Here is an 18075-nt window from a genome sequence, read left to right on the forward strand (position 1 = left end):
TGTTCACGCCATATTCACCGCTCTTGGTGAACGAACCGTTAAGTCGATTCTATCGAGGCCTTGCAGAGGCTTCGCCGTTTTCTGTTCGTTTACCCAAAAATCAGGGATGCTTCGTTAACCTTCAGGTAACCGCCTTCTTTAAGTCGATGGCAATGCGCCAGGACTAGTTTGGGGTTCATCCGATCAACGGCAACAGTTGGCGGAAGTGCTGAACAACAAACGTGAAGTAGGAGAATCATCATGAAGAAGATTTTTGCCCGTCTGATGAAGGACGAGTCCGGCGCGACCGCCATCGAGTATGGCCTCATTGCCGCGCTCATCTCCGTTGCCCTGATCGCAGGCGCAACGACCCTCGGCAACTCGCTGAACAGCACGTTCAACGGCCTCGGCGGCAAGCTGACCAGCACCACGGCTGGCAAGCTCTAATCGGGAAAGCAAGCGAGGAGAAATTCGCATGACGAAGATTTTCCATCGCCTGCTTCGGGATGAAACCGGCGCGACTGCCATTGAATATGGCCTGATCGCGGCTCTCATTTCCGTCGCCCTGATTGCTGGTGCAAGCACGCTCGGGAACTCGCTAGATTCCACGTTCAACGGGATCGGTGGCAAGATCACGACGAGCACGTCCGGCAAGCTCTGACGAACAGGTTTCGCAAGAACCTGTAATGGAGCCGCCCCCAAAAGGCGGCTCTATTGTTATCTGGAAGCCAGCAGGCATCGCAGATTGTTTGCTCTCACTTCGGAGGCAGGAAGCATGATTGAAGCTGCCATATTCGTGGTCTTCCCTTTTTGCCTGGGATTTGCGGCGTTTTCCGACCTGCTGACGATGACGATCCCGAACCGTGTTTCGGTGATCCTGCTTGGTGCCTTTTTCCTGGTGGCGCCAATGTCCGGCTTGGGGTTCGCCGAGATCGGCCTGCATCTGCTCGCGGCCGCCGCAGTCTTTGCCGCATGTTTTGCCCTGTTTGCGACGAACGTGATGGGCGGCGGGGACGCGAAGCTCCTGACGGCCTGCGCCATCTGGTTCGGCCTGACGTCGTCGTTGACGGCCTTCCTGCTTTATGTCTCGATCTTCGGCGGCGTGCTGACGCTCGCGGTGCTTTTGTTGCGCCAGCAGGAGGATACGATCCTTGCGAGCGGCATTCCTTTCCCGCAGCTTTTGCTCACGGCCAAGAAAATTCCTTACGGGATCGCGATCGCGCTTGGGGGCTTTGCCGCCTATCCCTCGTCGCCGCTTATGGAGGCGGCCTTCGCGCGGCTCACTTGAGAGGCATTTGAGCTGACTGGTCAGCTTTTGTTAACTGCGCTCATAAGTAATCCGTTAACCATAATTACACCAATTCCTGATCAATCTGAGCCTGGCATTTTTTCGGGGCTCGGAAACAATCATGAAACCGGTTCGCATCATCATACTGGCAGTGGCCGTTCTCTCGGCTGCGATGGCCGGTCTTTTGGCGATGAGGCTGACGGGCGCGCCTGCGCCACAGATGGCTGAACCGGTCGTCGAGCGTGCCCCCACCGTCAATGTGCTTGTCGCCAGCAAGAGCCTGCCCGTCGGATCGCGACTGGGCGGCGACAGCATCCAATGGATGGCCTGGCCGAAGGACGGCGTGGTCGATGGCATCATTACCGAAGAAAATCAGCCGACCGCGATCGATGATCTGAGCGGTGCCGTCGTGCGTCTGCCGATCTTCAACGGCGAACCCGTGCGCCACGAAAAGGTGGCAGATTCGTCCAGCCGCATCATGTCGTCGCTGCTGCCGGCCGGCAAGCGCGCCGTTGCGACCGAAATCACGGTCGCAACCGGTGCCGGTGGCTTCATCCTGCCGAACGACCGCGTCGACGTGATCATGGTGCGCAAGGGTGATGGCGAACTCTACCTGACCGAAACCGTGCTCAGCAATGTGCGTGTGCTCGCGATCGACCAACAGGTCGAGGAAAAGGATGACGGCACCAAGGCGGTGGTTGGAACCACGGCCACGCTGGAACTTACGCCCGACCAGTCGAAAGTGATGACGGTCGCGCAGCAGATGGCGGAACGTATTTCGCTGGCGCTCCGAAGCGTCGCCGACGCGCAGGAGTCTGACACGGACGCCGCGGACTATCTGCTGAGCGGCGACGGCCAACCGAACATTCAGGTCATCAAGTCCGGCTCCATCGTCAAGGGCGATGGAACGGTCGGCCAGACGCAGCAATGACAGACACGAGCAGGAACCAGGTGAGAACGGGGCATAAGGTGAAACGGAGCGGAAACAAATTTCGGGCGTCTGTCGCAGCCGGCCTATCATTCTGCCTGGCGGTTACCGGCATGTATCTGCCGGCGCCGACGGAAGCGTTTGCCGGCGCGTCCTCGGTCGTCCGCATCGTCGAAAGCGGCCCCGGCGTGAAGAAGAAGGTCAGCCTCGGTTTGAACAAGGCCGTAGTCGTCGATTTGCCTGCAGACGCGCATGATATCCTCGTTGCCGACCCGTCTCTCGCCGACGCCGTGACCCGTACGTCGCGGCGCATCTACCTCTTCGGCAAGTCCGTCGGCCAGACCAACATCTTCGTCTTCGGTCCCAATGGCGAGGAGATCGTCTCCCTCGACATCGAGGTCGAGCGCGACGTCTCCAGCCTTCAGTCCAACCTGCGCCGCTTCATTCCGGACGCCGATATCAATGTCGAGATCGTCTCGGACAACATCGTGCTGACCGGCACCGTGCGCACACCGCTCGATTCCACCCGTGCCGTCGACCTTGCCAAGGCCTTTCTTCAGGGCGGTGAGGCGACCACGCGCAACATCACGGCCCAGGGCAACAATGGTGACGCCGATATTTTCGCCGAAGACCGCCAGGTGTCGCAGATCGTCAATCTCCTGACTATCGATGGCGACGACCAGGTCAATCTCAAGGTCACCGTGGCCGAGGTCAGCCGCCAGGTGCTGAAACAGCTCGGCTTCAACGGCCGTGTTGGCGACGGCGAAAGCGGGATTGCTTTCCGAAATCCGGCCAACCTCGGCGATGCGGTCGGCGTCGGCGTGAACGCGATCATCAACAAGACGGTCGGCGGCACAGTGATTTCCAGCTACATTAACGCGATGGAGCAGGCTGGCGTCATGCGGACGCTGGCTGAGCCAAGCCTGACGGCGATTTCGGGCCAAGAAGCCAAGTTCTACGTCGGCGGCGAGTTTCGCCTGCCCGGAACCCAGGAAGTCACGATTGATGACAAGACCGGCGAGGAAAAGGTTACACGCGAAGTCAACGATGTCGAATACGGTATCCGCCTGAACTTCAAGCCGGTCGTCCTCGGCCCAGGGCGCATCAGCCTGAAGATCGAGACGAACGTCTCCGAGCCTACCTACGAGGGATCCGTCGTCACCGGCAACGGCAGGAACGCGATCCCTGGCAACACCTTCCTCGGCATCCGCAAGCGCGAGGCATCGACCAGCGTCGAACTGCCGTCCGGTGGTTCAATCGTGATCGCCGGCCTGGTTCAGGACAACATTCGCCAGGCGATGTCCGGCCTGCCGGGCGCTTCGAAGATCCCGGTGCTGGGCACGCTGTTCCGCAGCAAGGACTTCGTGCGCAACGAGACCGAACTGGTCATCATCGCCACGCCTTATCTGGTCCGTCCGGTCGCCAGAAGTGCGATCTCCCGACCCGACGACAACTTCAATCCGGCCAACGATCTCGACAGCTACTTCCTCGGCCGCGTGAACCGCATTTACGGCCGGCCGGAAGCGGCCGCTCCGGCAGGCCGTTACCACGGCAACGTTGGCTTCATCTACAAATAGGCTGGGTCATGACGCTTCGAACCGATTTCCACGTGAATTCCGAAAGGCCGAACGCCATGTCCTCAGGTCCGTCCGGAACATTCATCCGTCGCATGAGCCGGGCAGCCGTCCTGGTGCTGGCCGGTGCCCTGCTTGCCGGTTGCGGCACGAGGGACAATCTCGCGACTGGCTCCATCCCCGATGACTACCGCACCCGGCATCCGATTGTGCTCGCCGAGGGGGAACGCGTCATCGACATCCCGATCGCCTCGGGCGATCGCCGTCTTACTCAGGGTACGCGCGATGTCGTCGCCGGTTTTGCGGCCGACTATCGCAACTCGGCAAGCGGCGTCGTGCAGATCATGATGCCGCGGGGCGCTGCCAACAGCCACGCCGCCCAGGCGATGCGCCGGGAAATCCGCGGCGTGCTGGTGAATGCAGGCGTACCGGCCAAGAGGTTGCTGGAGACGAGCTACGACGCCGGACCCTATGGCGACGCGGCCCCTATCCGTCTGAGCTATGTGGCGATCACGGCACAGACGGGACCTTGCGGCACCTGGCCGGAAGACCTGAACCTCAACACCTTGGAAAACAAGAACTATTACAACTTCGGTTGCGCCTCGCAATCGAACCTGGCGGCCCAGCTTGCCAACCCGACGGACCTCCTCGGTCCGCGTCAGATGTCGCCGATCGACGCCGAGCAACGCGGCCAGGTGATCACGGATTGGCGTGGAACCGAGAAGAAGGACGGCACGGTCATCACCTTCAACTGATATCGGCTGGATGAAAAGATGAGTACCATCGATTACAGGATCGAGACTGGCACCGAGGGGGACGACCCGTCCTTCGATGCGCGTATGAGCGATCTGGAGCAGGTTCGTCCGTTGCCGCGGATTTCGATCCACGCGTTTTGCGAAAGCAACGCGATGTTGCAGCTGATGGAGCGGTGCGGCCAGGATCGGCGCATGGCGAAAGTTAGCCTGCGCATCAACAGCGGCAGCATCGATGCCGCCGCCAACATGTTCGCGACCGTATCGACGCCCAACCTGATCATTCTCGAGACGGCGACGGAACCTCGGTCGCTGCTGACCGAACTGGCGCCGCTGGCGGAAGTCTGTGACCCCAGCACCAAGGTGATCCTCGTCGGCAAGCACAACGATATCGGGCTCTACCGCGAACTCATCCGCAACGGCATTTCCGAATACATGGTCGCGCCGGTCTCGATGCCGGACATTCTCACTGCCGTTTCGGCGATCTTCGTCGACCCGGATGCCGAGCCCTTGGGGCGAAGCATCGCCTTCATCGGTGCGAAGGGCGGTTGTGGATCGTCCGTGATCGCGCACAATTGCGCCTGGGGCATCTCCAGCCTATTCTCGACCGAAACGATTCTCGCTGATCTCGACTTGCCCTATGGCACCGCCAACATCGATTTCGACCAGGATCCGCCGCAGGGCATCGCCGAGGCGGTCTTTGCGCCGGAGCGCCTGGACGAGGTATTTCTCGATCGCCTGCTGACCAAGTGCTCCGAGCACCTGTCGCTGCTTGCGGCACCTTCGATGCTCGACCGCGCCTATGATTTCGAGACCGGGGCTTTCCACCCCATCCTCGAGATCCTGCAGCGCAGCGCCCCCGTCTCCGTTCTCGACATTCCGCATCTGTGGACGGACTGGACACGGTCCGTGCTCGGCGAAGCCGACGAGGTGGTGATCACGGCGATCCCGGACCTTGCGAGCCTGCGCAACACCAAGAACCTGCTCGACGCCCTGAAGAGGCTGCGCCCCAACGACAAGCCGCCCCACCTGGTGCTGAACCAGGTCGGCATGCCGAAACGGCCGGAGATCGCCGCCAACGAGTTCTGTGATTCGCTGGAAATCGAAGCCGCGGCCATCATTCCCTTCGATGCTGCCCTGTTCGGTAACGCTTCGAACAGCGGGCGGATGATCGCCGAAATCGACAAGAAAGCGCCGGCTGCTGAAACCTTCTCGCAGCTCGCACATCTTCTGACCGGCCGCGTGACGATGAAGAAGGCCCGGCGCGGCGGCCTCGGCAAGATGCTTGCAGCGCTCGGCAGGAAATAGGACGTAGGATTACGCAGATGTTTGGCAAGCGCGGAAACGAAGGCTTCGGCAAAGGCGGCGGCACCCCGGTTTCCGCCCCTCCGCCGATCGTGGCTGCGGTGCAAGCGCCGGTGGTCGAGCGCGCCGTTCCGGTTCTTGCCGAAACGCCCTCCGCTGGTGCCAGGCCGCCGACGCCCGCTCCGCCGGCAAGACGGCGGCAGGCGCGGACGGAAGACTACTACGACACGAAATCGCAGGTCTTCTCCGCGCTGATCGACACGATCGATCTGTCGCAGCTCGCCAAGCTCGATACGGAGAGCGCGCGCGAGGAAATCCGCGATATCGTCAACGACATCATCACGATCAAGAACTTCGCGATGTCGATCTCCGAGCAGGAGGAATTGCTCGACGATATCTGCAACGACGTTCTGGGGTACGGTCCGCTCGAACCGCTGCTTGCCCGCGACGACATCGCCGACATCATGGTCAACGGTGCAGGCCAGACCTTCATCGAAGTCGCCGGTAAAGTGCAGGAATCGGAAATCCGCTTCCGCGACAACGCGCAGCTTCTTTCGATCTGCCAGCGCATCGTCGGCCAGGTCGGTCGCCGCGTCGACGAATCGAGCCCGATCTGCGACGCCCGCCTGCCGGACGGGTCCCGCGTCAACGTCATTGCCCCACCGCTCGCCATCGACGGCACGGCGCTTACCATCCGCAAGTTCAAGAAAGACAAGCTGACGCTCGAGCAGCTGGTCCGCTTCGGCTCGATAACGCCAGAGGGCGCCGTTCTCCTGCAGATTATCGGTCGCGTCCGCTGCAACATCGTCATTTCGGGCGGCACGGGCTCGGGCAAGACGACGCTTCTCAATTGCCTGACACGCTATATCGACACGGATGAGCGCGTGATCACCTGCGAAGACACGGCCGAACTCCAATTGCAGCAGCCGCATGTCGTGCGCCTCGAAACCCGCCCACCGAACATCGAAGGCGAAGGCGAGATCACCATGCGCGATCTCATCAAGAACTGCCTGCGCATGCGCCCCGAACGCATCATCGTCGGCGAAGTGCGCGGCCCGGAAGTCTTCGACCTGTTGCAGGCGATGAACACCGGCCATGACGGCTCGATGGGAACCATCCACGCCAACACGCCGCGCGAATGCCTGAGCCGCATGGAATCTATGATCGCGCTTGGCGGTTATACGCTGCCGGCAAAGACCGTGCGCGAGATCATCGCCGGATCGGTGGACGTGATCATCCAGGCGTCCCGCCTTCGCGATGGTTCCCGCCGCATCACCCACATCACCGAGGTGGTGGGCATGGAAGGCGACGTGATCATCACCCAGGACCTGATGCGCTACGAGATCGATGGCGAAGACGCCGGCGGGCGGATCATCGGCCGCCACATGTCGACCGGCATCGGCCGGCCGCACTTCTGGGATCGCGCGCGCTACTTCAACGAGGACAAGCGACTGGCCGCGACCCTCGACGCGATGGACAAGGGCTAGGAGCTGCGATGTTCGGGATAGACATCACCGTTATGGCGCTAGCGGCCCTCGTCGCCATATCGGCGGCGGCGCTTGCCTACGGCCTGCTGTTCTCGCGCATCGAAAGCGAAAAGAAGGCGGAAGGCCGCGTGCGCAAGATCAGCGCGGCGGAAACCGACCGCGCCAAGATGAAGGCCGCGCGCGACCGCGTGAGCGAACTGTCGAAACGGCGAAAATCCGTCCAGGATTCGCTGAAAGAATTGGAAAAGAAGCAGCAGGAACGCTCGGCAAAGACAGCGCCCTCGATGAAGGTGCGTCTCACCCAGGCGGACCTGTCGATCTCCATCGGGCGCTTTTATCTGTTCAGCGCGCTCTTCGGCTTTTTCGCCTTTCTGGTCGTGCTGATACTGGGCGCCGGGCTCCCCATTGCCGTCGGCTTCGGCCTGGTCGCCGGGCTCGGCCTGCCGCGCTGGTTCATCGGCTACCTGGTCAAGCGGCGCTGCAAGAAGTTCCTCGAGGAATTCCCGAACGCGCTTGAGGTCATGGTCCGCTCGATCAAGTCGGGCCTTCCCTTGAACGACGCGCTACGTCTCATCGCCGCCGACGGCCAGGAGCCGGTCAAGACCGAGTTTCGCCGCGTGGTGGAATCCCAGCAGGTGGGCCTGAGCGTGACCGAAGCCTGCGCCCGTATGGTCAACAGCATTCCCCTGCCGGAGGTGAATTTCTTCGCCATCGTGATCGCCATCCAGGCGCAGGCGGGCGGCAATCTCTCGGAAGCCCTAGGCAACCTGTCGAAGGTCCTGCGCGAGCGCAGGAAGATGAGAGCGAAGGTCAGTGCCATGTCGATGGAAGCCAAGGCCTCGGCCTGCATCATCGGCGCCCTGCCGTTCATCGTCGCGCTTTTGGTCTACCTGACATCGCCCGCCTACATGATGGTGCTTTTCACCGACCCCCGCGGTCATCTGATCATCGGTGCCGGCCTGTTCTGGATGAGCATTGGCATTTGGGTGATGCGCAACATGATCAACTTCGACATCTGAGGGGCGTCGATGAGCACTGACCTGATCAAGACCCTGACCGATCCCAACGTCGTCGTCGCCATTCTGGTTTCGCTCGCCGTGCTCGCAACCTTCTATTCGCTGATCGTGCCGCTGTTCGATCGCGGCGATCTCGGCAAGCGGATGAAGTCCGTTGCGACCGAGCGCGAGCAGATCCGGGCGCGCGAACGCGCGCGGCTTGCCGCCGAGGTTCAAAACGGCCGGGCAAGCCTGCGCGGGCAGAACAACGCCTCCATCCGCCAGGTCGTCGAACGGCTCAACCTGCGCTCGGCGCTCGTCGACGATAATACCGTCAACCGGTTGAAAATGGCCGGCTTCCGTTCGCAGAACGCGCTCAACACCTTCCTGTTCGCGCGCTTCTGCCTGCCCTTCCTGTTTCTGCTCGTCGCGCTCGTCTATATCTTCGTACTCGGCAATTTTGCCGACAAGCCGCTGATGGTGCGGCTCTTCTTTGCGATCGGCTTTGCCTATCTTGGCTTTTATGCGCCGAACATCGTCGTGGCCAACGCCATCACCAAGCGCCAGGCGTCGATACGCCGGGCCTGGCCGGATGCGCTGGATCTCCTGCTGATCTGCGTCGAATCGGGCGTGTCGATGGAGCTCGGCATGCGTCGCGTCGCCGACGAGGTGGCATCGCAATCGCAGCAACTGGCGGAAGAGCTGGTGCTGACGACGGCGGAACTGTCGTTTCTGCCCGAGCGCCGGGTTGCACTTGAAAATCTCGGACAGCGCACCGGCCTCGACGAGGTGAAATCCGTGGTCCAGGCACTGATCCAGGCGGACCGCTACGGTACGCCGATCGCTCAGGCCCTGCGTGTGCTAGCGCAGGAAAGTCGCGACCAGCGCATGACGGCAGCCGAGAAGAAGGCGGCTGCACTGCCGCCGAAGCTGACTGTACCGATGATCCTGTTCTTCCTGCCGGTGCTGGTCGCCGTCATCCTTGGACCCGCGGGCATCCAGGTCGCCGACAAATTCTAGGCAGCGGCGCCGCTGTCGGCGCTCTACAATCATGGGCGGTAGATGGGAAGCGCTAGAGGCGCCAGGAGCGTCTCTGAAGAACGCGGCGCGCCTTTAGTTGGCGACCTTCTTGTCGTCGGCCTTGGCGAGCTCTTTCCATGCGCCCTGCTGCGAAAGCATTGAGCGCAGATAGGCGACGTTCGCTTCCGCCTGCTCGCTGGAAAGCTCCTGGCGGGCGATCGTCTCGGCTTCCTGGAAGCGGCCCTGAAGGCCGACGGCGAGCGCGAGGTTCTGGCGCACGCTGCTGTCGGCGCCGGGCTGGCTTGCCGCCAACTTGAGATAGGTTTCGGCGGTGCGAAGGTCCTTGGTCAAAAGATAGGACATGCCGAGATTCGAGAGTACTGACGGCTCGTTCGGCTTGAGGTCGAGAGCCTCGCGGTAGCGCAGTCGCGCCTCCTGGGCGCGGCCCAGCTGGTCGAGGATTGCGCCCTCGGCCGATTTCAGCTTCCAGTCTGGACGGTCGGGTGTCTGCGCTCGGCCGATTGTCGCAAGCGCCTGCTCGAGCTGACCGGCGGCGGCCTGTGCCTTGCCGTAGGCGCCGAGCACTTCGCGGTCCGACGGATGGTTGATCGCGACCTGCTGCATCACCGCAAGCGCCTGCTCATTGCGGCCAGTCATGCGCAGGAGATTGGCATAGTTGAGGCCCGCTTCGCGATCCTTGGGGTTCTTTTCATACGCCTGGCCGATGCTTTCGGCAGCGGCCGAAAGCTCAGGCGCGGTCATCGACTGCACCGGTTTTGACGTTCTGGAGATCGACCCTGTCGTCAGTTCCTTCTTCGGCTGGTTGGCGCAGCCGGCAAGCGAAAGCGCCACCAGCGCGATCGCCGCGCCCTGCAAGAAACGGGCGCGTTTCGAGGATGAGGTCGTATATTTGGCCATGTGTGTCCCCAGCATGCATTCGCGCACCTGAACTTCAGACAACACCGGCGCAACTTTCACTCCAGCAATAATCTGTTAACCCTAACAGAGCGTTAATGGCGCGATTCCATCTCTGTCAGCCGAGGACTTTCATGGCTCCCTATCAGTTCATCGAGCGGCCGTCGCCGTTCAACACCAGCGCCGGCAAGACCCTGCCGATCTTCGCCGTCACGCCGGCGCATATCGAGACGGGGACGATCGACCCGATCGCTTTGGACTGGGCGCGCAAGGCATGCTTTACGGCCGAGTCCGGCGCGGTGTTGTTGATCCCGTCCGCCGACGGCCATCTTGGCGGCGCGCTCTTCGGCCTCGGCAGCAACCCGTCGGAAGCGCCGTTCCTCGCAGGCAAGCTGGCGCGGGCGCTGCCGGCCGGCAAATGGCATATCGAAACGGCACCGCTGACGGCCAACCGGCTGGCGCTCGGCTACGGCCTCGGCTCCTATCGCTTCGAGCGCTACAAGTCCGCCAAGGGCGAACCGCCGACGCTGCTCATCCCCGCCGATGCGGACGCGACCGACATCAAGCGCCAGCTCGCTGGCGTGTTCCTCGCCCGTGACCTCATCAACACGCCGACCAACGACATGGGACCGGAAGCGCTCGAAGGCGCGTTCCGCGCGCTTGCCGCCCACTACAAGGCCGATGTTTCGGTCATAACCGGCGAAGCGCTGCTGACGCAGAACTTCCCGCTGGTTCACACCGTCGGCCGCGCCAGCGCCGAGGCTCCGCGCCTGCTGGAGCTGCGCTGGGGCAAGAAGGGCCACAAGAAGGTAACGCTCGTCGGCAAGGGCGTGTGCTTCGATACGGGCGGTCTCGACATCAAGCCGTCGGCCTCCATGCTGCTGATGAAGAAGGACATGGGCGGTGCCGCCAACGTCCTTGGCCTGGCGCTAATGATCATGGACGCCAAGCTCAAGGTGGATCTGCGCGTCATCGTGCCGGTGGTCGAAAACTCTATTTCCGCCAATGCCTTCCGGCCGGGCGACATCTATCGCAGCCGCAAGGGCCTGACCGTGCAGATCGACAATACCGATGCCGAAGGCCGGCTGATCCTTGCCGACGCGCTCGCCTATGCTGACGAAGAGAAGACGGATCTGCTCGTCGACATGGCGACGCTGACCGGTGCCGCGCGCGTCGCGCTCGGCCCGGATCTGCCGCCTTTCTTCACCGACGATGCCGATCTGGCCCACGATCTGACGGAAGCAAGCCTCGAGGTCGACGATCCGATGTGGCGCATGCCGCTCTATAACGGGTATGACAAGGATGTCTCGGCCCGCATCGCCGACCTCACCAACGCGCCTGCGGGCGGCATGGCCGGATCGATCACTGCGGCACTCTTCCTCCGGCGCTTCGTCACCAACGCCAAGAGCTGGGTCCATTTCGATATCTTCGGCTGGGCTCCGTCCGAGCGCCCGCATTCGACGGTTGGCGGGGAGGCGCAGGCAATCCGTGCGCTTTACCAGCACGTCCAGAAGATGACGAGGTAACCGCAACCAGGCGTAACCGGCAAAGAAACGCTTGCGTAACGATCCGCCGCTATCGTGGCGGATCAGTATCACGCGTAGGAGCCGCCATTGCCGATCGAGCTAACGCCCTCCCAGGCCCTCGGGCTTTGGCATTCGGTGTCGCTCGCCCAGGTTCGCGTCGACAGCCGCGACCTGACCTTGCGGCAGCTGGCGATCCTGCTGCACATCTACCTCGTGCCGCCGCCGCACACCGTGCGTGGATTGGCGGCGACGCTTGGGGTCACCAAGCCGGTCATCACCCGCGCGCTCGACACCATGGGAGCGCTTGGACTTGTCGATCGCACCCGCGACGAGCGTGATCGCCGCAACGTCGTCATCAAAAGGACAGTCGAGGGTGCTCTCTATCTTGAAAAATTCGGTGACCTGATCATTGATCAGGGCCGCAAGCAGCTGAAGTGAGTAGACATGTCGACACCGCCCGATCGCCGCCTGAACGCCTATCGCCCCGACCTCGCAGAGAGCCGGCTACGCGGTGTCGTGCAAGCCGAACGCTACGTCGAGGGAAGCGTTGCGCGCATCTCTGTTCCGGTTGCGCCCCTGCGGGCCAAGCCCGATCTCGCCTGCGGCACCGACACCGAGCTGCTGCTCGGCGAATCCGTTCGGGTACTCGACACCAACGAAAGCTGGTGTTGGGTGAAGGCCGATCTCGACGGCTATGTCGGCTATCTTCCGGAGTATTGCCTTGCGCCGGTGGTCAAGAGCCCGACCCATATCGTGACGGCGCCGCGCACCTTCGTCTATACCGGCCATGATCTGCGTTTCCCGACGGTCTATCCGCTGTCGATGGGCAGCCGGTTGACGGTTGTCGATGAACGCGAAACGAGGGGCACGCGCTACTTTCTGCTCGACGGCGGCCAGGCGGTCATCGCCAATCACTGCATCGAGGTCGGCAGTGTCGTGCCGGGAGACTATGTCTCGGTCGCTGCCCGCTTCGTCGAAACACCCTATCTCTGGGGCGGGCGTTCCGGCTTCGGCATCGATTGCTCCGGCCTTGTGCAATTGTCGATGATGATGGTCGGCAGGCAGGCGCCGCGCGATTCCGACATGCAGGCGACGGGGTTGGGAACGCCGATTGGGCGCGAAGAGCTCACACGCGGCGACCTCGTCTTCTGGAAAGGGCACGTCGCGCTGATGGAGGACGACGAAACCCTGATCCACGCCAACGGTCACACGATGACGGTTGCGCGAGAGGGCTTGGAGGCCTCGATCGAGCGGATTGGCTGGCTCTATGAGCAGCCGACGGGCTACCGCCGTCCCTGAGCGCCCGCAAACGGAGCGTAGGGGGGCGCGAGCCTCCGCAATCGTAGCCGATGAAGGCAAAACACCCGTTCACGTCGCAGAATGCGACGCTGCGTCTCTGCCAGGAGGCTCGGCGTGGCAAGCGTCGCACCTCGCTTTCGCTGGATCAGTAGCCGGCTACTTTGTCGACGACGTGTTCGAGCGCCTGTCCGCCTTCGAAGCGGGCGATCTGCTGCTCCACATGGCGGAAGAGGGCCTTGACGTCGGAGGATGCCGCCACGTGCGGTGTGACGTAGACGTTGGGCAGGGTCCAGAAGCGGCTGTCCTGGGCAAGCGGCTCCTGCTCGAAAACGTCGAGCGAGGCACCAGCGAGCACGCCGCTGTCGAGCGCCTTCAGGATGTCCGCTTCGACCTGGCTACCGCCGCGGCCGGCATTGATGAAGACAGGCGCGCCGAACGGGCCGTTACGGCTGAGCCTTGCAAACAGGCGCAGGTTGAAAATGCCGCGGGTGTCCGGCGTCAGCGGCAGCAGGCCGACAAGGAAGTCGCTGCGTGCCAGGAAGCTGTCGAGTTCGTTGCCGCCAAAGGTCTCGATGCCGGCGACGTCGCGCTTGCTGCGCGACCAGCCGATGACCTTGAAGCCCATGGCCGAGAGCTTGCGGGCGGCGTCCTGGCCAAGCACGCCCATGCCCATGATGCCGACGGTGATGTCGGCGGCTTCCGGCTGGGTCAGGTCGCGCCATTCGCGTTTCGCCGCCTGCGCCTCGTAGGTGCGGTGCTGGCGCAGGTGCATGAGGCACTGCATGACCACCCATTCGCTCATGCGCGTCGTCAGCGTCTGGTCGACGAAGCGCACGAGCGGCACTTCGGGAAGGCCCGGCAAGGTCAGGACGTGGTCGACGCCGGCGCCGCCGGAGAACACCACCTTGAGATCCGGCGCCCGGTCGAACAGGTCCGGTGCCGATTTCCAGACGACTGCATAGTCGATGCCGGAGAGGTCGCGGTTGTGGTGCACGGCATCGGCGCGGTTGATCACCTCGCGATCCGGGAAGGCCCCGCGAAGCGCCGCCTCGACCTCCTCCGGAATGAACTTCAGATCGACGATGACGGGGCTTTTTGCGGACATTCGGGCACCTATTGACGGATCGCGGTCAAGTTGACGGCTTCGAGGTTGAAGGCGGCAGCCATCAGCGCCTTCGTGTAGTCCTGGCTCGGGGCATTGAAGATGCGTTCGGCCGGGCCCTGCTCAACCACCTTGCCCATGCGCATCACGATCATCTCGTTGGCAAGGGCGCGCACGACCTTGAGGTCGTGGCTGATGAACAGATAGGCGAGGTCGTGTTTGCTCTGCAGGTCCCGCAGGAGGTCGACCACCTGCGCCTGCACGCTCATGTCGAGCGCCGAGGTCGGCTCGTCGAGCATCACGAATTGCGGCTTAAGCACCATGGCGCGGGCAATGGCGATGCGCTGCCGCTGGCCACCGGAGAACTCGTGCGGATAGCGCCAGCGGGTCGCGGGATCGAGGCCCACTTCTTCGAGCGCCGCCGCGACGCGGGCGTCGCGCTCGTTGTCGGATAGGGAGCGCTCGTGGATTTTCAGGCCCTCGGCGATGATATCGGCCACCGACATGCGCGGGCTGAGTGAGCCGTAGGGATCCTGGAAGACGATCTGCATCCGGTTTCGAAGCGGCCGCATCTCGTTGAAGCTGTAGCGGTCGATGTCCTTGCCGATGAAGGCGATGCGACCCTTCGACGAGATCAGCCGCGTCAACGCAAGCCCGAGCGTCGTCTTGCCGGAGCCGGATTCGCCGACGACGCCGAGTGTCTGGCCTGCACGCAGCTTCAGATCGATGCCGTCGACGGCCTTCACATGATCGACCACCTTGCGCAGGAATCCCGCCTTGATTGGGAACCACACCTTCATCTCAGAGGCTTCCATCACGATCGGCTTCGACGCGTCAGACGGCGGCGGATTGCCCTTCGGCTCGGAGGCGAGCAGATGGCGGGTGTAGGCATGCTGCGGATTGGCAAAGATCTCGGCGGTCGGTCCCGTTTCAACGATCTTGCCCTTGGTCATGACGCAGACCCGATCGGCGATCTTGCGCACGATGCCGAGGTCATGGGTGATGAACAGCATCGACATGCCGTGCTCATCCTTGAGCGTCTTCAACAGCTCGAGGATCTGTGCCTGCACGGTGACGTCGAGTGCGGTCGTCGGCTCGTCGGCGATCAAGAGTTCCGGTCGGTTGGCGAGCGCCATCGCGATCATCACACGCTGGCGCTGGCCACCCGAGAGCTCGTGCGGATAGGCGCTCAGCCGCTTCTCCGGCTCGCGGATGCCGACCTGGTTGAGCAGCTCGAGAATGCGCGTGCGCCGCGCTGCACCCTCCAGCCCCTGGTGCAGTTCGAGGATCTCGCCGATCTGCCGCTCGATCGAATGCAGCGGGTTGAGCGAGGTCATCGGCTCCTGGAAGATCATGGTGATGTCGTTGCCGCGGGCGTGGCGCAGCTCCGCATCGCTGGCTTTCAGCAGGTCCTTGCCGTTGAAGACGATTTCGCCGCTCGGGTGGCTGGCGGACGGGTAGGGCAAGAGCTTCAGGATCGAGTTGGCCGAGACCGATTTGCCCGAACCGGATTCGCCGACAAGCGCCACGGTCTCGCCGCGCCTGATGTCGAAGGAGATATGGTCGACGGCAACGGAGGTGTTGCCGCCCTGGTGAAAGGCGACGGAAAGGTCACGGACGGAGAGGATTGGATCTGTCATCGTCGCGCTCACCGGAACGTCTTTCTCGGATCGAAGGCATCGCGCGTCGCTTCGCCCACGAAGATCAGCAGCGACAGCATCAGCGACATGACGCAGAAGGCCGTCAGCCCCAGCCAGGGCGCCTGCAGGTTGGACTTGCCCTGGGCGATCATCTCGCCGAGCGAGGGCGATCCCGGCGGCATGCCGAAGCCGAGGAAGTCGAGCGAAGTCAGCGTCGTGATCGAGCCAGAGAGGATGAAGGGCAGGAAGGTCAGCGTCGCCACCATCGCGTTCGGCAGGAGGTGGCGATACATGATCGTGCCATTGCCGACGCCGAGCGCGCGTGCCGCGTTGACGTATTCGAAATTGCGAGCCCGCAGGAACTCGGCGCGCACGACACCGACGAAACCGACCCAGGAGAACAAGAGCATGATACCAAGCAGGATGAAGAAGCCTGGCGGCAGGATCGCGGCGATGATCAGGAGAATGTAGAGCACCGGCATCGACGACCAGATCTCGATGAAACGCTGCATCAGGAGGTCGGTCCAGCCGCCGAAATAACCCTGGATGGCGCCGGCGGTGACACCGATCACCGCCGAGGCGATGGTGAGCGTCAGGCCGAAGAGCACCGAGATGCGGAAGCCATAGATCATGCGCGCAAAGACGTCGCGGGCCTGGTCATCGGTGCCGAGCCAATTGAGGTTTCCGACGATGCAGTTCCGGTCGTTGGTCTTGTCAGGGTAGGCGGAGCAGCGCTCTTCCTTGTCCATCAGCCAGAACGGCTTGGTCGGCGCCGAATGCGGGATGTTGGAATTGACCGTCTGGTAGGAATAGCGCACCGGCGGCCAGATCATCCAGCCATTGGCCTCGATCTCGTCGCGGATGAAGTCGGAGCGATAGTCGGTCTCGGCCAGGAAGCCGCCGAACTTTTCCTCCGGATAGTCGATGACGACAGGGAACAAAAGCTCGCCCTTGTAGGAGGCGATGATCGGCTTGTCGTTGGCGATCAGTTCACCGACCAGGCTGAGCCCGAACAGCGCCAGGAACAGCCAAAGCGACCAGTAGCCCCGTCGGTTCGCCTTGAAATTCTGCCAGCGGCGCTGGTTGACCGGTGACAACCAGCCACGCGGCGCCACAGCGGTCGGGGACGTTGCGAGGCTTGCCATCAGACGTCCCTCCGCTCGAAATCGATGCGCGGATCGACCCAGGTGTAGATGAGGTCCGACAGCAGGCTGACGAGCAGGCCCATCAGCGAGAAGATGAAGAGCGTGGCAAAGACGATCGGATAGTCGCGCTTGACGACCGAATCATAGCCGAGCCGGCCGAGGCCATCGAGCGAGAAGATGTATTCGATCAAAAGCGAGCCGGTGAAGAAGGCCGAGATGAAGGCGCCGGGGAAGCCGGCGATGATGATCAGCATGGCGTTGCGGAAGACGTGGCCATAGAGCACCTGGCCGTCGGTCAGGCCCTTGGCCCGTGCCGTCGTTACATACTGCTTCTTGATTTCGTCGATGAAGGAATTCTTGGTGAGCAGCGTCGTCGTCGCAAAGGCCGAGAGCAGCAGCGTGATCAGCGGCAGCGTCATGTGCCAGATGTAGTCGAGGATCTTCTGCCACCAGGGCAAATCCCAGAAATTGTCGGAGACGATGCCACGCAGCGGGAACCAGTCGAAGAACGAGCCGCCGGCAAAGACGACGATCAGCAGGATGCCGAAGAGGAAGCTCGGCACGGCGTAGCCGATGACGATGATGCCCGAGGTCCAGACGTCGAAGGCAGAACCGTCGGATACGGCCTTCTTGATGCCGAGCGGGATGGAGATCGCGTAGGAGAATAGAAGGATCCACAGCCCGAGCGAGATCGAGACCGGCATCTTCTCCTTGATCAGATCGATCACCGAGGTGTTGCGGAAGAAGCTCTCGCCGAAATCGAAGCGGAGATAGTTCCACATCATGGTAGCGAAGCGTTCGAGCGGTGGCTTGTCGAAGCCGAATTGCTTTTCGAGCTTGGCGATGAACTCCGGGTCGAGCCCTTGAGCGCCGCGATAGCGCCCGCCTTCGTCGCCGCCGGCCTGCATCAGGTCGCCGCTGCTGCCCGACAGGCGATCGGAGCCGCCGGCATTGGTCAGGTCCGAGATCACCTGCTCGACCGGGCCGCCGGGCGCGAATTGCACCACGATGAAGGAGATCGCCATGATCCCGAAGATCGTCGGGATCATCAAAAGCAGGCGGCGCAGGATGTAGGCACCCATCAGGCGGGCCTTTCGATCGACGTGTGGGCGGTGGCCCG

Annotated in this window: 18 protein-coding genes; 13 read left to right on the forward strand and 5 right to left on the reverse strand. The window is 62.6% G+C overall.

From position 1 onward, the window contains the following. Positions 1-240: 240 nt before the first annotated feature. From ASD63_RS13385 to ASD63_RS13430, 10 genes are all read left to right on the forward strand, one after another. The gene (locus tag ASD63_RS13385) at positions 241-426 is read left to right on the forward strand and encodes a Flp family type IVb pilin (RefSeq protein WP_034805075.1); all 186 of its coding nucleotides are present in this window, start codon (positions 241-243) and stop codon (positions 424-426) included. Between the two features lie 28 nt (positions 427-454). Then, positions 455-640: a Flp family type IVb pilin gene (locus ASD63_RS13390; RefSeq protein WP_034805073.1), complete on the forward strand. Its 186-nt coding sequence runs from the start codon at positions 455-457 to the stop codon at positions 638-640. A gap of 114 nt (positions 641-754) precedes the next feature. Continuing rightward, positions 755-1267, forward strand: coding sequence for a prepilin peptidase (locus ASD63_RS13395; protein WP_034805070.1), 513 nt, complete (start codon positions 755-757; stop codon positions 1265-1267). A gap of 121 nt (positions 1268-1388) precedes the next feature. Further along, positions 1389-2198, forward strand: a complete 810-nt coding sequence (gene cpaB / locus ASD63_RS13400; RefSeq protein ID WP_034805067.1) for a Flp pilus assembly protein CpaB — start codon at positions 1389-1391, stop codon at positions 2196-2198. Next, complete coding sequence (locus ASD63_RS13405; RefSeq protein ID WP_051659690.1) at positions 2195-3772, forward strand: type II and III secretion system protein family protein; 1578 nt, start codon at positions 2195-2197, stop codon at positions 3770-3772. Before cpaB ends, ASD63_RS13405 begins: the two co-directional genes overlap by 4 nt. Positions 3773-3864: 92 nt before the next feature. Further along, positions 3865-4524, forward strand: a complete 660-nt coding sequence (locus ASD63_RS13410) for a CpaD family pilus assembly protein (protein WP_034805061.1) — start codon at positions 3865-3867, stop codon at positions 4522-4524. Positions 4525-4542: 18 nt separating this feature from the next. Next, entirely contained in the window at positions 4543-5829 is a 1287-nt protein-coding gene (locus ASD63_RS13415) for a CpaE family protein (RefSeq protein WP_034805058.1), read from the forward strand. A gap of 17 nt (positions 5830-5846) precedes the next feature. Further along, complete coding sequence (locus ASD63_RS13420) at positions 5847-7313, forward strand: CpaF family protein (protein WP_034805055.1); 1467 nt, start codon at positions 5847-5849, stop codon at positions 7311-7313. Between the two features lie 8 nt (positions 7314-7321). Next, complete coding sequence (locus tag ASD63_RS13425) at positions 7322-8332, forward strand: type II secretion system F family protein (protein ID WP_034805052.1); 1011 nt, start codon at positions 7322-7324, stop codon at positions 8330-8332. 9 nt (positions 8333-8341) lie between these two features. Continuing rightward, positions 8342-9328 carry a type II secretion system F family protein gene (locus ASD63_RS13430; RefSeq protein ID WP_034805049.1) on the forward strand — a complete coding sequence of 329 codons (987 nt, stop codon included), beginning with the start codon at positions 8342-8344 and terminating at the stop codon, positions 9326-9328. 93 nt (positions 9329-9421) lie between these two features. On the opposite strand, the gene ASD63_RS13435 is transcribed toward ASD63_RS13430, so the two are convergent. Beyond that, on the reverse strand, positions 9422-10246 hold the full coding sequence (locus ASD63_RS13435) for a tetratricopeptide repeat protein (RefSeq protein WP_034805046.1): 825 nt from the start codon (positions 10244-10246) through the stop codon (positions 9422-9424). Between the two features lie 131 nt (positions 10247-10377). Here ASD63_RS13435 and ASD63_RS13440 point away from each other — a divergent pair, with 131 nt between their 5' ends. The 3 genes from ASD63_RS13440 (at position 10378) to ASD63_RS13450 (ending at position 13068) form a co-directional block, all read left to right on the forward strand. Then, positions 10378-11769, forward strand: coding sequence for a M17 family metallopeptidase (locus ASD63_RS13440; protein ID WP_034805043.1), 1392 nt, complete (start codon positions 10378-10380; stop codon positions 11767-11769). An 87-nt stretch (positions 11770-11856) separates the two neighbouring features. Beyond that, positions 11857-12207, forward strand: coding sequence for a MarR family winged helix-turn-helix transcriptional regulator (locus ASD63_RS13445; RefSeq protein WP_034805040.1), 351 nt, complete (start codon positions 11857-11859; stop codon positions 12205-12207). A gap of 6 nt (positions 12208-12213) precedes the next feature. Beyond that, positions 12214-13068 (forward strand): NlpC/P60 family protein, encoded by an 855-nt coding sequence (locus ASD63_RS13450; protein WP_034805036.1) that lies wholly within the window; start codon positions 12214-12216, stop codon positions 13066-13068. Between the two features lie 145 nt (positions 13069-13213). On the opposite strand, the gene ASD63_RS13455 is transcribed toward ASD63_RS13450, so the two are convergent. The 4 genes from ASD63_RS13455 to ASD63_RS13470 are packed head-to-tail and all read right to left on the reverse strand — an operon-like array spanning position 13214 to position 18037. Then, complete coding sequence (locus tag ASD63_RS13455) at positions 13214-14173, reverse strand: glyoxylate/hydroxypyruvate reductase A (RefSeq protein ID WP_034805033.1); 960 nt, start codon at positions 14171-14173, stop codon at positions 13214-13216. 8 nt (positions 14174-14181) lie between these two features. Further along, positions 14182-15810: an ABC transporter ATP-binding protein gene (locus ASD63_RS13460; RefSeq protein ID WP_034805312.1), complete on the reverse strand. Its 1629-nt coding sequence runs from the start codon at positions 15808-15810 to the stop codon at positions 14182-14184. Positions 15811-15818: 8 nt separating this feature from the next. Continuing rightward, a complete protein-coding gene (locus ASD63_RS13465; RefSeq protein WP_034805015.1) occupies positions 15819-16955 on the reverse strand; it encodes an ABC transporter permease in 1137 nt (378 codons plus the stop codon). Beyond that, positions 16955-18037: a microcin C ABC transporter permease YejB gene (locus tag ASD63_RS13470; RefSeq protein ID WP_034805012.1), complete on the reverse strand. Its 1083-nt coding sequence runs from the start codon at positions 18035-18037 to the stop codon at positions 16955-16957. The genes ASD63_RS13465 and ASD63_RS13470 overlap by 1 nt, the downstream gene beginning before the upstream one ends. Positions 18038-18075 lie beyond the last annotated feature (38 nt).

It is taken from the genome of Ensifer sp. Root558 (assembly GCF_001427045.1).
GTDB classification, from domain to species: Bacteria; Pseudomonadota; Alphaproteobacteria; order Rhizobiales; family Rhizobiaceae; genus Ensifer; species Ensifer adhaerens.

Bases quoted from the DNA above. Each gene is read 5' to 3' on its own strand.
- ASD63_RS13385 (WP_034805075.1), top strand. From the start codon at position 241: ATGAAGAAGATTTTTGCCCGTCTGATGAAGGACGAGTCCGGCGCGACC.
- ASD63_RS13390 (WP_034805073.1), top strand. From the start codon at position 455: ATGACGAAGATTTTCCATCGCCTGCTTCGGGATGAAACCGGCGCGACT.
- ASD63_RS13395 (WP_034805070.1), top strand. From the start codon at position 755: ATGATTGAAGCTGCCATATTCGTGGTCTTCCCTTTTTGCCTGGGATTT.
- cpaB (WP_034805067.1), top strand. From the start codon at position 1,389: ATGAAACCGGTTCGCATCATCATACTGGCAGTGGCCGTTCTCTCGGCT.
- ASD63_RS13405 (WP_051659690.1), top strand. From the start codon at position 2,195: ATGACAGACACGAGCAGGAACCAGGTGAGAACGGGGCATAAGGTGAAA.
- ASD63_RS13410 (WP_034805061.1), top strand. From the start codon at position 3,865: ATGAGCCGGGCAGCCGTCCTGGTGCTGGCCGGTGCCCTGCTTGCCGGT.
- ASD63_RS13415 (WP_034805058.1), top strand. From the start codon at position 4,543: ATGAGTACCATCGATTACAGGATCGAGACTGGCACCGAGGGGGACGAC.
- ASD63_RS13420 (WP_034805055.1), top strand. From the start codon at position 5,847: ATGTTTGGCAAGCGCGGAAACGAAGGCTTCGGCAAAGGCGGCGGCACC.
- ASD63_RS13425 (WP_034805052.1), top strand. From the start codon at position 7,322: ATGTTCGGGATAGACATCACCGTTATGGCGCTAGCGGCCCTCGTCGCC.
- ASD63_RS13430 (WP_034805049.1), top strand. From the start codon at position 8,342: ATGAGCACTGACCTGATCAAGACCCTGACCGATCCCAACGTCGTCGTC.
- ASD63_RS13435 (WP_034805046.1), bottom strand. From the start codon at position 10,246: ATGGCCAAATATACGACCTCATCCTCGAAACGCGCCCGTTTCTTGCAG.
- ASD63_RS13440 (WP_034805043.1), top strand. From the start codon at position 10,378: ATGGCTCCCTATCAGTTCATCGAGCGGCCGTCGCCGTTCAACACCAGC.
- ASD63_RS13450 (WP_034805036.1), top strand. From the start codon at position 12,214: ATGTCGACACCGCCCGATCGCCGCCTGAACGCCTATCGCCCCGACCTC.
- ASD63_RS13455 (WP_034805033.1), bottom strand. From the start codon at position 14,173: ATGTCCGCAAAAAGCCCCGTCATCGTCGATCTGAAGTTCATTCCGGAG.
- ASD63_RS13460 (WP_034805312.1), bottom strand. From the start codon at position 15,810: ATGACAGATCCAATCCTCTCCGTCCGTGACCTTTCCGTCGCCTTTCAC.
- ASD63_RS13465 (WP_034805015.1), bottom strand. From the start codon at position 16,955: ATGGCAAGCCTCGCAACGTCCCCGACCGCTGTGGCGCCGCGTGGCTGG.
- ASD63_RS13470 (WP_034805012.1), bottom strand. From the start codon at position 18,037: ATGGGTGCCTACATCCTGCGCCGCCTGCTTTTGATGATCCCGACGATC.